Origin of the sequence: Calothrix rhizosoleniae SC01, assembly GCF_900185595.1 — a bacterium.
GTDB lineage: Bacteria > Cyanobacteriota > Cyanobacteriia > Cyanobacteriales > Nostocaceae > Calothrix_A > Calothrix_A rhizosoleniae.
Window position 1 is genome coordinate 1 of record NZ_FYBH01000203.1, and the last position, 12525, is coordinate 12525.

12 protein-coding genes and 1 tRNA gene are annotated in these 12525 nt (G+C 40.0%); 6 read left to right on the forward strand and 7 right to left on the reverse strand.

The annotated features are described in order from the left end of the window. Nucleotides 1–116: 116 nt before the first annotated feature. Complete coding sequence (locus tag CALSC_RS12630) at nt 117–1346, reverse strand: methionine gamma-lyase family protein (RefSeq protein ID WP_088241698.1); 1230 nt, start codon at nt 1344–1346, stop codon at nt 117–119. 109 nt (nt 1347–1455) lie between these two features. Here CALSC_RS12630 and CALSC_RS12635 point away from each other — a divergent pair, with 109 nt between their 5' ends. The 3 genes from CALSC_RS12635 (at nt 1456) to CALSC_RS12645 (ending at nt 4904) form a co-directional block, all read left to right on the forward strand. Continuing rightward, complete coding sequence (locus tag CALSC_RS12635) at nt 1456–2268, forward strand: acyl-CoA desaturase (RefSeq protein WP_088241699.1); 813 nt, start codon at nt 1456–1458, stop codon at nt 2266–2268. Between the two features lie 234 nt (nt 2269–2502). Next, nucleotides 2503–3567 (forward strand): fatty acid desaturase, encoded by a 1065-nt coding sequence (locus CALSC_RS12640; RefSeq protein ID WP_088241700.1) that lies wholly within the window; start codon nt 2503–2505, stop codon nt 3565–3567. A 257-nt stretch (nt 3568–3824) separates the two neighbouring features. Continuing rightward, complete coding sequence (locus CALSC_RS12645) at nt 3825–4904, forward strand: DUF3474 domain-containing protein (RefSeq protein WP_088241708.1); 1080 nt, start codon at nt 3825–3827, stop codon at nt 4902–4904. A gap of 115 nt (nt 4905–5019) precedes the next feature. Here the strand turns inward: CALSC_RS12645 and CALSC_RS12650 are convergent, their stop codons facing one another. Continuing rightward, complete coding sequence (locus tag CALSC_RS12650) at nt 5020–6126, reverse strand: fatty acid desaturase family protein (protein WP_088241701.1); 1107 nt, start codon at nt 6124–6126, stop codon at nt 5020–5022. A 645-nt stretch (nt 6127–6771) separates the two neighbouring features. Between CALSC_RS12650 and CALSC_RS26450 the strand changes: the two genes are divergently transcribed. Next, nucleotides 6772–6829: transfer RNA gene (locus CALSC_RS26450), tRNA-Asn, on the forward strand. A 123-nt stretch (nt 6830–6952) separates the two neighbouring features. Here CALSC_RS26450 and mdh read toward each other — a convergent pair. The 5 genes from mdh to CALSC_RS12675 form a co-directional block, all read right to left on the reverse strand. Then, entirely contained in the window at nt 6953–7921 is a 969-nt protein-coding gene (gene mdh / locus CALSC_RS12655; protein WP_088241702.1) for a malate dehydrogenase, read from the reverse strand. A gap of 6 nt (nt 7922–7927) precedes the next feature. Next, entirely contained in the window at nt 7928–8143 is a 216-nt protein-coding gene (ndhO, locus tag CALSC_RS12660) for an NAD(P)H-quinone oxidoreductase subunit O (RefSeq protein ID WP_088241703.1), read from the reverse strand. Between the two features lie 73 nt (nt 8144–8216). Then, nucleotides 8217–9089, reverse strand: coding sequence for a DNA-formamidopyrimidine glycosylase (locus CALSC_RS12665; protein WP_088241704.1), 873 nt, complete (start codon nt 9087–9089; stop codon nt 8217–8219). A gap of 221 nt (nt 9090–9310) precedes the next feature. Beyond that, nucleotides 9311–9538: a photosystem I reaction center subunit IV gene (locus CALSC_RS12670; protein ID WP_200817625.1), complete on the reverse strand. Its 228-nt coding sequence runs from the start codon at nt 9536–9538 to the stop codon at nt 9311–9313. Nucleotides 9539–10063: 525 nt separating this feature from the next. Next, nucleotides 10064–10651: a PAP/fibrillin family protein gene (locus CALSC_RS12675; RefSeq protein WP_088241705.1), complete on the reverse strand. Its 588-nt coding sequence runs from the start codon at nt 10649–10651 to the stop codon at nt 10064–10066. A gap of 245 nt (nt 10652–10896) precedes the next feature. On the opposite strand from CALSC_RS12675, the gene CALSC_RS12680 reads away from it, so the two are divergent. Beyond that, on the forward strand, nt 10897–11130 hold the full coding sequence (locus tag CALSC_RS12680; protein WP_088241706.1) for a DUF3134 domain-containing protein: 234 nt from the start codon (nt 10897–10899) through the stop codon (nt 11128–11130). Nucleotides 11131–11225: 95 nt separating this feature from the next. Beyond that, complete coding sequence (gene mraY, locus CALSC_RS12685) at nt 11226–12320, forward strand: phospho-N-acetylmuramoyl-pentapeptide-transferase (protein ID WP_088241707.1); 1095 nt, start codon at nt 11226–11228, stop codon at nt 12318–12320. Nucleotides 12321–12525: the final 205 nt, after the last annotated feature.

Sequence of the window (12525 nt, forward strand, 5' to 3'; positions counted from 1 at the left end):
ACTTTCAGCTTACTATCTGTCCTTTTTCTTATCCCGAACTCAGGTTAAATACACTGGGCTTAAAAGCGGACTGCGCCACATCCCACGGCTAAAGTCGATGGGTTTTGCGCTAAATTCTATAAATTAGCCAAAGCCTCAATCGCAGCCTCCAAAGCGATCGCTACATGAGTCCAATGAGTCCCTCCCTGGCAATAAACCACATAAGGCTCTCGTAAAGGGCCATCAGCAGAAAATTCCAGGGTACTACCCTCAATAAATGTCCCCCCAGCCATGACTACTTGGCTCTCATACCCAGGCATTTCATCCGGAATAGGGTCGAGATAGGAACCAATGGGAGAATTGCGTTGTATGGCCTTACAGAAGGCAATCAGCTTTTCGGGAGAACCCAGCTTAATTGCCTGAATCACATCCCGACGAGGAGCAAAGGGTTGTGGATTCACAGGATAACCAAGTTGATCGAATACATAACCAGTCAAGTGAGTGCCTTTCATTGCTTCACCCACCATTTGCGGCGCTAAAAATAAACCTTGGAAAAGTAAGCGGAGCTGGTCAAAGGTAGCTCCTCCAGCACGACCAATACCTGGTGCAGTCAGACGACAGGCTGCTGCTTCTACTAAATCAGCCCGACCAGCAATGTAACCACCAGCTGTGACAATTGTACCACCAGGATTTTTAATTAAGGAACCCGCCATTAAATCGGCACCAACTTGAGTGGGTTCGCGGGTTTCAATGAATTCACCATAGCAGTTATCAACAAAGCAAACAGTGTGGGGATTTTGCTGTTTGACTATTTCCACAATTCTGGCAATTTCAGCAATGGATAAGCTCGAACGCCAAGAGTAGCCACAAGAACGCTGAATTAAGACTACACTAGTAGTACGTTTAACTGCTTGACTTAAACCTTGCCAATCTACAGTTCCCTGTGGAGTTAGGTCTAATTGTCGATAATTGATCCCAAAATCTATAAGTGAGCCTTGACCTTTTCCCCTTAAACCAATTACTTCTTCTAATGTATCGTAGGGCGCACCTACGACCGATAGCATTTCATCACCAGGACGGAGAACTCCATACAAAGCACAAGCTATGGCATGGGTTCCAGAAACGAATTGTACCCTCACTGCTGAGGCTTCTGCACCCATGACTTCTGCAAAGACTCGATCTAAGGTTTCTCGACCCAAATCATCATGACCGTAACCGGATACTCCTGCAAAATGATGCGACCCTACATTATGATGACGAAAGGCACTTAACATTTTTTTCAGATTTTGCTTGACCTGAGTGTCAATACCAGAAAAAATCGGTAACAGTGCCTGTTCTGCTTGTTGCAGCTGTTCCAAGCTGTTCATTAGTTTCTCGCTTACAAAAAAATATTTGCGGATTGATGGCACGAAGCGCCCAGCTTCCCCAAGCGATCGCGCAGATTTTGATGAAAAATTTCATAACTCAGGTTACTGCATGACAATTGCTACCTCAACCAAACGTTCAATTAATTGGGTCAATACCCTATTCTTTGCCGGTGTGCATATCGGAGCCATATTCGCCTTTTTCCCCAACTTTTTTAGTTGGAAGGCAGTGGGAGTGGCTCTACTTTTATATTGGGTGACAGGTGGCTTGGGTATTACCTTAGGACTCCATCGCTTAGTAACACACCGTAGTTTTCAAGCTCCTAAATGGCTAGAATACTTGCTGATGTTCTTTGGAACCCTTGCTTGTCAAGGTGGTCCCATTGAATGGGTCGGCACACACCGCTTACACCATTCGCACTCAGATCAAGAAAATGACCCCCATGATTCTAACCAAGGTTTCTGGTGGAGCCACATGGGATGGTTAATCTTCCGCAGATCCGATCTATCAGAGTTACCTCGGGTGACAAAAGATATTGCCAACGACCCAGTTTACCAGTTTTTAGAGAAATATATGATTTTACTCCAGGTAGCTCTGGGAATAGGGTTATTACTGTGGGGTGGTTGGTCTTTTGTCTTTTGGGGCGTTTTTGTCCGTATTGTTTGGGTATGGCATTGCACTTGGTTAGTTAATAGTGCCACTCACAAATTTGGCTATCGCAGCCATGAATCTGGCGATCGCTCAACTAACTGTTGGTGGGTTGCTCTCCTAGTATTTGGAGAAGGTTGGCACAATAATCACCATGCTTTTCAGTATTCTGCCCGTCATGGTTTGGAATGGTGGGAAATAGATATGACTTGGATGACTATTCAAGTACTGGAATTTCTCGGTCTGGCAAAGAATGTCAAGCTAGCACAAAAGTAAAATTCATTTAGTTACATATGTAACAGGATGTTTGGTGTCCAGCCCCTGCTGCTGGATTAATCTGACTTAAGTATTTGCAGGGGTATCCGTTTTTATTCTCCTAATTAAAAACGCCATTTAGATGTGCTAGAGTGACTGAGATTGATATAATCCGAGACGCTATCACTCCGAATGTTTACTGAAATTCAACTGTTTCCGTGACTGGATTGCAAGGTTCGCTTTTATTACATATTCATGACTACATCAATAATCAACAGCCAGAATCAAGCTCAAGAGGTTGGAAAATCCGACTTCAAACTGCAAGATATTATTAAAAGCCTACCGAAAGAATGTTTTGTACAGAATCCTCTCAAAGCTGGGATAAAAGTTTTGACAAGTGTATTAATGGTTGCTATCGGCTATGTCAGTCTAGCGATCGCACCTTGGTATCTTTTACCTTTAGCATGGATTCTTTCCGGTACAGCCTTGACAGGTTTTTTTGTCATCGGTCATGATTGCGGTCATCGCTCGTTTGCAAAAAATCGCTGGGTAAATGATTTGGTCGGACATTTAATGTTTATGCCCCTAATTTACCCATTTCATTCTTGGCGCATTGGTCACAATTACCACCATACCCACACAAATAAGCTGGATGAAGATAATGCTTGGCATCCAATTAGACCAAGAGTATTTGAGGGTTGGAGTAAAACACAGCAATGGAGTTATCAGATATTCCTACTTAACCGTCTTTGGTGGGTAGGTTCCATTGGACACTGGGCTGTTGTCCATTCTGATTGGAGAAAGTTCCGCAAACAAGACCAATCTGATGTGAAATTGTCTGTAGCAGTGGTAGTTGGATTTGCTGCGATCGCATTTCCCACGATTATAGCCACCCTGGGAATCTGGGGATGGGTAAAGTTTTGGTTCGTACCCTGGTTAGTGTATCATTTTTGGATGAGTACTTTTACTTATGTACACCACACAGCACCAGATGTACCTTTTGAAACTGCCGACAAGTGGAACCAAGCCCTAGCACAGCTACATGGAACTATTCACTGCAATTATCCCAAGTGGATAGAAATTCTCTGCCATGATATTAATGTTCACGTTCCCCACCATATTTCTACTGCCATCCCTTCTTACAACTTGCGTTTAGCATATAAGAGTTTACAAGAAAAATGGGGTAGCTATTTACATCCAGAATGTGATTTTTCTTGGTCATTAATGAAGCAGCTAACCAACCAATGCCATTTATATAAGACTGATTTTGGCTACCAATCTTTTAATGAGTATTATGCCGAAAAGCAAATCAGCCAATAAGCTTCATCAGAAGTAAGTATTGTTGTGCTTAAGTATGTGTAACTATATCTGGTAATTTGGACGCAGATAGCTACTCAAATTGCCAGATAGTACATACCTAAACATGATTACTCAAAAACTTTTTGTGATCAGCATAAAATAATTTATGCTGTTGACCATGTATTGCATTCAAGTAAGAAATTACCTTGAATTCGATTCATGATTTCCACAAGCTTACCAGTCAATCTTTTTTATCCAAAAACCAAGTACAAAGCAAAGTGCAATCTAACACCATAGAGTTATCCAACCACCAGAAAGGTGAGTCTTCTGCATCAGCAAATACCCTACCATTTACACTAGGCGATATAAAAGCTGCCATACCTGCGGAATGTTTCGTTCCTAATGTAAAAAAATCCTTCTTTTTCTTTTTTCGTGATATTGCAATCATTGCTTTGTTATATGCAGTTGCATATAAATTAGATTCTTGGCTCTTCTTTCCCATCTTCTGGGCAATGCAAGGCACAATGTTTTGGGCTTTATTTGTAGTCGGACATGACTGCGGACACCAATCTTTTTCCCCCTACAAATGGCTAAATGACTTGATGGGACATATTTGTCATACACCAATTCTTGTCCCTTACCACGGTTGGCGAATTAGTCATAGAAACCATCACAAAAATACTGGCCACTTGGATAATGATGAAAGTTGGTATCCAGTTTCCGAATCAGACTACAATGCAATGCCTTGGATCCAAAAAATAGGGCGTTATTATGTATTTTTGTTAGCTTATCCCATATACTTATTTAAGCGTTCTCCTAACAAGGAAGGTTCCCACTTCTCTCCTAGTAGTCCATTGTTTAAAAAATCAGAAAAATGGGATGTGATTACTAGTAGCGTTCTCTGGATTGGCATGGTAGGTTTACTGGCTGTTCTTACCTATCAATGGGGTTGGATGTGGCTGCTGAAATACTATGCTGGCCCATATATTGTATTTATCATGTGGTTGGATTTAGTTACTTTCTTGCACCATACAGAGTCAGATATTCCTTGGTATCGTGATTCGGAATGGACTTTTCTCAAAGGTGCATTATCAACTATTGATCGTGACTACGGATTTATCAATCATATTCACCATGATATTGGTACCCATGTTGCTCACCACATATTTCTGAATATGCCTCACTACAATTTAAAGAAAGCAACTGAGGCAATTAAACCATTGTTGGGTGAATATTTCCGTAAATCAGAAGAACCTATTTGGGTTTCTGCTTGGCGTTCCTGCATTAGCTGCCATTTTGTACCAGATGCAGGCAATAAAGTTTATTACACATCTCCTCTGAAACCAGCCGGGAAATAATGGAAACTGGCAATTAGCAAGCATACAAAACAATGTAGATTATATCTAGAGTTGTCATCTTTTTCCATTATGAATAAAAGCTTTCAAGTACTATGTACTTGAAAGCTTTATCTTATCAAGAAGCAATAATTCCTTGATATTTTGGTTTAGCCCCCATGACTTTCAACCAACTATAGTTAGCAGCTAATGCACTAGTAAAGGTTTGATAGACATTATAATTAACACCAAATTCCTCACATACTTCTGCTAGTATTGGTGCTATTTTGGGATAATGAATGTGACAAATGTGAGGGAATAAATGATGAACAGTTTGATAATTTAGTCCACCCAAATACCAGTTTAAAAACTTATTGTTAGGTGCAAAATCCACTGTTGTTTTGACTTGAAAAATTGCCCATTCATCTTCAATAATATTTAGATCGGGATGTGGTTCTATAAATTCTGCTGGTTCGAGAACGTGAGCAAGCATGAAAACATTACAAATTAATACCCCATAGGTCATATAGGTAATACCAAATCCGATGATAGCCTGGATGGGACTGTATCCGATTACTATGGGAATTAGGAGAAATAGACCTAACCACATAATTTTACCACCGAACAAAATCATCATTTCGAGTGGCTTAGGATTTGGAATCAAATGCTGATGATATTTGCGCTTAAATAAGATCAGATTTACGTCTGCTACAGACCAATAGAATGGCACTATGGCGTAAATAAAAGAAATTAAAATATGTTGAAATTTATGAAACCATTTACGTTCCATAAATGGAGACATCCGGATTAATCCATCTCCATGTATTTCTACGTCATATCCTAAAATGTTAGTGTAAGTATGATGTAGAAAATTATGACGAAATTTCCATAAATAACTAGATAAACCAATTATGTCGTAGGTTAATCCTAAGGAATAATTAACCCATTTTTTACTCGAGTAACCTCCATGATTGGCATCATGACCGACACTAAAACCAACACCAGCAACCCCACATCCTAAGACAATACATCCAAGCACTTTCATCCATATGATTGGTGGACCAAAGAGAGTAAATATCCAAGCAGCAATCACCCATACCAAGATAATTACTGTCTTTAAATACATTGTCAAATTATCTCGTGGAGAAATATTTTCAGCTTTAAAATAAGCATCAACTCGTTGATTCAATTCTTTTCTAAAACCAATGTTTTTAGAAAAACTTACTCTTGTTTTTGTCTTAAGCATGAAAAATATTTAAACATTGTGCATTTGTGGGAAAAGCCGAGATTTAATCGGCATAAAATCTAAATTACATAAATTTAGATTACACAAAGGAACACCAAAAAATACATTAACTGCACTGGTAAAATAACTTGACATAATGAGATATATTAGCTAAAGCGACCTTTGCTAGTTGGAGATATTTTTTGTATTTGAAGTTCCTAAATAATTGTGCAGATTTATTGTACTTCATTGTTGACAATTATCTAAAAACTACTAGTATTTATCTCAAATAAATATCGTAATCCTATCCGATTTGTAAAAATAGAAAAGCTCAGAGAACCACCTTCCCCAAAAAGTCGGATACCTGGTGATTCACAAATTATTATCTAATATGTTAGGTGTAATCCAATTAAATGCAGAAATACAGCCGAAAAATTCAATAAAAAATCTGATAAAAAGTCCCTAGGGCGTAGGGGTTCAAAGCTTGGTCACGAAGAGGTAGGGGAGCAGGGAGCAGGAGAGCAGAAAAGGGGTCTCTCCCATGAGCGACTGCATCAAGAAAGGGATTATTGAGCCTTGTACTTATGCATCGCGGCACAAAGCCCTGGAGACGTGGGTTCGATTCCTACCATTCCCGCCCCTATTGGGAAATTTGTATTGCTCTATAGCTTAACTGGCAGAACAAGCGGCTGTTAACCGCGAGGTTGTAGGTTCAAACCCTACCTCGGCAGCTAAATTTTAATAAATCGACATTGGAGAATCGCCTAATCGGTATGGCACCGCTTTTTGAAAGATGCCAGGGGAACTTAAACCCAGGTGATAACTGATAACTGATAATTGACAACTGTTAAACCAATACCCCCTGCACCTTGTCAATATTTTGCTTCACAGCTTGGGCTGAGGCGTGTAATTCAGCCAGTTCCTCATCGATGAGGGATAGTTCCACCAAATTCTCAATTCCACCACATCCTAAACGGCAAGGAACCCCAAGAAAAATATCTTTTAGTCCATATTCTCCCTGGAGATATGCTGCTACGGGTAATAAGCGATGCTGATTTAATAAAATTGACTCTACCATTACACAGGCGGCTGAGGCGGGAGCAAAGAATGCTCCACCAGTTTGCATTAGTTCAACAATTTCTGCTCCACCACGACGGGTACGCTGTACCAAGCGTTCGATGGTAGCTGTATCTAAGAGTTCTGTTACAGGAATACCATGAACGGTGGCACAACGGGATAAAGGAACCATTAAATCCCCGTGGCTACCCAGTACCATTGCTTTTACGTCAGCAGGTAAAACCCCTAATTCCATTGCAATGAAGGTTTCAAACCGGGCTGAGTCTAATACCCCCGCCATGCCCATAATCCGATAAGGAGGCAATCCTGTGACTTGCCAAGCCAGATAAGTCATTACATCCAAGGGATTTGTGACTATGATAAATACTGCATTGGGAGAATGAGCGATCGCATTTTTCGCTGCGGATACCACAATTTTGGCATTGGTTAGTAGTAAATTATCCCTAGTCATGCCCGGTTTACGGGGAAATCCAGCAGTAATAACCACAATATCGGAATCAAATGTATCGGCATAATCATTAGTACCAATAATTTGACGGTGGTGAAGTTCAATTCCCCTTGCTTCCATCAAGTCTAATGCTAGTCCTTGAGGCATTCCCTGAAGAATATCTAACAATACGACATTGGCTAAATTCTTTTCAGCTATGCGTTGAGCTAGGGTGCTACCAACTCTACCAGCACCAATAACGGTAACTCGGGGTGAACGACACAGACTTGGAGAAGTAGGGGAAGTATACATAATAAATTATTTGAACTCTTCAATTTGATCTAAACGCAACCAAATATTCGGGGTTGGCACTTTACCAAATTTCACGAGGGCATAATCATTTTTGATATCCATTACTTCCCCTTGGCTTTCAAACAAGTAGGAAGGTAAACGAGAATCACTGGCTTGCGCTTCTAGACTATTTTCTATCTGGGCGCGCACAGCACGTACCATACTTCCTTTTTTGACAGGCATAATTTTCCCTCTAGTGTTTGATTAGATCTTTTCATAAAGGATCTTAGCTCGTACCGCAGGAAGCAATTGATATTTATGGGGATGATAATTTTGACTTTTTAATTCCCCCAAGGGGTTGACATTGCCCACAAAAATGACTCGAACGTCCGCCTAGTTTAATGCGTTGAATTGGCTCACCGCAAATTTTACACGGTTCTCCTGTACGGTTGTAAACCCAAGCTACACCGCCATAATTGCCGTTAACGCCTTTGACGTTGAGAAAATTACTAAAAGTAGTGCCACCAGCAGCAATACTGGTTTCTAATACCTTAATTATAGCAGTATGTAAACTTTCAATTTGCGATCGCTGCAAATCTATACATTGAGTTTCTGGTCGAATTTTACTCAGGAATAGGGCTTCGTCAGCATAGATATTACCTAATCCTGCCACCATTGACTGGTCTAGTAGGGCAGTTTTGATGGGACGACGACGATTGTGGAGTTTTTTGGCCAAATATTCCGTTGTAAACTCATCTGAGAATGGATCAGCTGCTAGTTTTGCTAAACCAGTAATAATGGTTTCTATTTCCACTCTCGGAGCAACTAACCACATTTGACCGAATGTACGCTGATCAACAAAACGTAATTCCCTATTGTTCTGAAAAAATAATCTAACCCTTGTATGTTTGTGTAATGGTTCATTTTTATCTAACCACAAAAGCTGTCCTGTCATCCTCAGGTGAACCCCCAGCCAGCCTGGAGCGGGTGAAAGTTGGGCTAGCAGGTATTTACCACGACGATGCCAAGCAGCAATGGTATTCCCTTGAATTCCATCGATAAATTTATTTATCGATGTAGGTTGAGCTACTGTACGTTCGAGTAGTACTTCTCCACCAATAATTTTTTGGTTCAGGGTTAAACTATTTAACCCTCGACGCACCGTTTCTACTTCTGGCAGTTCAGGCATGACAACGGATAAAATAATTCGTGACTTGCAATTAATTCAGATCAATATTCCCTGTATATTTTATCCTCTGGAAGGATTTTTCCCAATCAGAAGACGATGGAAAAATAAAGAGTAAGAAAGACTGAATCGACCAAAAAGGAAGTCAGATCCATACCTTCCCCATCTTTCCTTATTTTCCATCGTCTGTACAAATAATCCCCTAATGGCTAATGTGGGAAATTTTATTTTTTAGCCTTGGGTGCTTCTACTTCTACTAGTTCATCAGGGGCAAAGTTATTAGTATTTACCCCACTTGCACTACCACTGTAGCCATTGTAGTTAACTTTTTCGAAACGGACGATTACAGGATACTTGATGCCAGATTTGTCGATGGATGCAACGGTACCAATATCTTGATACCAGTAGGATTCTTTACGGAGAATACGTACTTTAGAACCGCGTTGAACCATGATTTTTTCCTTTTTAGTGATGAATTGCCAGTATATAGGGCTATTTGTTCTCACTCTACAACTTGAATGTCTCTTCTATCCTCTTTGTTAAGTTATTTATCATCAAGTGTAAAGGACTCTGGTTAAACAAAGGAACTGGAAAATTCATGGATTCAAAATCGAGATTCCTGGTGCTGTCAGTCAGCTAAGCTGTCTAAATTGCTTAATTACTCCGGAAACTAGAATCTATCGCTGAAGTAGAAATTAGCAATCCTATACAAGCAAAGATTAAAGGGTGGAATAAAAATAAACATCCAAAATACACACCATACTTTTGCCATCATGATTCGCCTTATGAATTTTGATGAAGGGAGTCACCACTCACCCTCATCTCTCTCTGAGATATTAAATTTTTAAGAGTAACTGTATTATTTATCATGGTTTCAGCCTTTCACCTGGGGTGTGGGGCTAAACCACTCTTGACAAAAAACGTCTGTATGATTAATCTTGCGGTCGCAAACCCAAAATACACATTGGCAAAAATTTCTATGTTTTGGTTAATACAAATATACTTCCCTCGTTACCCCGACCAATACGCAGATCTGTATCAATGTAGGTAATATCTAACCATCCTTGCTGCTGATTGCTATTGATAGGGAAATCAATTGCCAAAAATTTTTTCCCAGCCTCAATCTGTTGGATAAAATCATCTGGAGATTTATAGCCAATTAAACGTTGTAAACCGATAATTGAACGCTCAAATTTGACATTTACACGTTTGTCACCAATAGGCTCAAATTTGGCAGCAACGCTAACTAAGCCTTCAGCATAGGGTAGTCCAACAATTTCTGCGAGGTTGTAGATACTATTAGTATTTACATCTATGTACTGATAAATTTGACCAACTTTGCTCCCAGGTAGGCGATCAAGATTTAATAAAGCCTTACTAGTCGTATATATTAATCGCCAGTTACCATTGAGCAAATGAGTCGCTGTTAGAGGGCTAGGTGTGGGATTAATATTTTCCACGTTGGCGATCGCCACTGAAATAGCTTGCTTTTTGGCTTCAGTTGCGAGGATACCGCGATTTGTACCAGCGATCGCTTGTAAAAGATCGGTTTTTGCTGTTGTCACCTAATTACCTCCAAACATCAGAATTAATTATCAGTATTCAGAAAATATTTAAGCATTCATTTGTGATATACCCATGCAAAACCCTAAATTCAATGTCACCATTTACTTTATCTATGTTAAATAAATATTTATTTGTCGGATTTTATCTGGCACATCTTGAATGAATAACTAAAATGTGCTTGATCAAGTGATAGACTCTAAATGTCTATTTGATAATCCCTTTTTTTAGTCATCGATATATCGACATGTTGAACTCTCCATTACGTGAAGCACCTCGCAACCAAAGAGCCGATATTATCCCAGTAAAGCAAGAATCTTCTTTATTAGACTGGTTAAAATCAAGCAATCGTTTGATACCCCGTGATGTTCACGAAAAACAAACCTCAGAAGAAGAGGAAGATGTGGAATCCATGCTGGGCGTAGAAGACGGAATCGGTTATGATGACGATGATTTCGATGATGAAGAAGGGGACGACTAGCAGATAGTAGATTATAGTCTGGGTATAGGGTACAATTTCCCGCCCTGGCTATCTAATTTTTGAAAGTGTAAAGTGTGGAGTGAAGGGAAAATTCTGTGGACGCTAAATTATCTCCCCAGCAAAGTTTAAATACTTCTGGTATCGCTTTAGCCTCCATTTTAGGTGGAGGACTAACCCTAGGGGCGCTGATTTTAGATGGCATGGCAAATAGATCGCCTTGGCAACCTATTTCGCTGACCCTGCCACTATTATTATCTGCCCTGATTTCAGCCGCTATGGGTTATGTAGTAGTGCCCTTATTACAAAATATAAAAGCTGGGCAAATCATTCGTGAAGATGGACCTCAGGCTCATTTGAAAAAGGCTGGCACGCCAACGATGGGTGGCATTTTCTTTGTACCCACAGCTGTATTAATTGCCTGTATTTGGTCTCATTTCGCTAGCCATGTAGTGGCTGTTTCCTTATTAACCTTGAGTTTTGGCTTTGTTGGCTGGATTGATGATTGGCAAATTTTACGCCGTAAATCCAACAAAGGGATATCCCCCCGGATGAAGTTGGGATTACAAATTGCTGCGGCAGCAATCTTTTGTCTATGGTTAATGTTCACCCAACCTGCTAATATCACTAATATTGCTTTACCATTAGGTTTTTCCCTGCCCTTAGGTCTGTTATTCTGGCCCCTTGCTGGCTTTGTGTTACTAGCAGAGAGTAACGCAACTAACTTAACCGATGGCATTGATGGTTTAGCGGCTGGTACAGCAGCAATTGCATTATTAGCCTTAGGTGCTATGATTGCCCCCACCGACCCTGGATTAATGATATTCTGTGCTTCATTGAGTGGTGGTTGTTTGGGATTTTTAGCACATAATCGCAACCCAGCCAGGGTATTTATGGGAGATACTGGTTCCCTCGCATTGGGAGGAGCTTTAGGGGCGGTAGCACTGGTAACCAATAGCTTATTCGGATTGTTTATTCTCAGTGGTATCTTCTTTGTGGAAACCATATCGGTAATGGCTCAAGTCGGTTACTACAAAGCGACCAAAGGAGCCGATGGTAAAGGTAAGCGTTTGTTGAAAATGGCACCATTACATCACCATTTAGAATTATCTGGTTGGTCGGAATTGCAATTAGTAGCTGTGTTTTATATTATCGCTGCAATTTTGGCTGTAAGTAGCTTGATGATTGGTTAAGATGTAGGGATTTTGAAGTAACAAGTAATAAGTAATGATACTTAGATATTCCACTTTTTACATGTTGCAGATACTACTCTTATTTTAGCCTATGTGTGCTAGGTAATTAAATATATCAAAACCTTATTAACCGTTCCTGCTAGCTAGGGACGGTTTTTAAATTGTCCTTTTGCTGCTTTTTAAATTATATAGCAATGGATATATT

What these genes read in the sequence shown, in the direction of transcription:
- CALSC_RS12640 (WP_088241700.1), top strand. Translation starts at nt 2,503, where the DNA reads ATGACTACATCAATAATCAACAGCCAGAATCAAGCTCAAGAGGTTGGA.
- CALSC_RS12630 (WP_088241698.1), bottom strand. Translation starts at nt 1,346, where the DNA reads ATGAACAGCTTGGAACAGCTGCAACAAGCAGAACAGGCACTGTTACCG.
- CALSC_RS12665 (WP_088241704.1), bottom strand. Translation starts at nt 9,089, where the DNA reads ATGCCTGAACTGCCAGAAGTAGAAACGGTGCGTCGAGGGTTAAATAGT.
- CALSC_RS12680 (WP_088241706.1), top strand. Translation starts at nt 10,897, where the DNA reads ATGTTGAACTCTCCATTACGTGAAGCACCTCGCAACCAAAGAGCCGAT.
- mdh (WP_088241702.1), bottom strand. Translation starts at nt 7,921, where the DNA reads ATGTATACTTCCCCTACTTCTCCAAGTCTGTGTCGTTCACCCCGAGTT.
- CALSC_RS12670 (WP_200817625.1), bottom strand. Translation starts at nt 9,538, where the DNA reads ATGGTTCAACGCGGTTCTAAAGTACGTATTCTCCGTAAAGAATCCTAC.
- CALSC_RS12635 (WP_088241699.1), top strand. Translation starts at nt 1,456, where the DNA reads ATGACAATTGCTACCTCAACCAAACGTTCAATTAATTGGGTCAATACC.
- CALSC_RS12650 (WP_088241701.1), bottom strand. Translation starts at nt 6,126, where the DNA reads ATGCTTAAGACAAAAACAAGAGTAAGTTTTTCTAAAAACATTGGTTTT.
- ndhO (WP_088241703.1), bottom strand. Translation starts at nt 8,143, where the DNA reads ATGCCTGTCAAAAAAGGAAGTATGGTACGTGCTGTGCGCGCCCAGATA.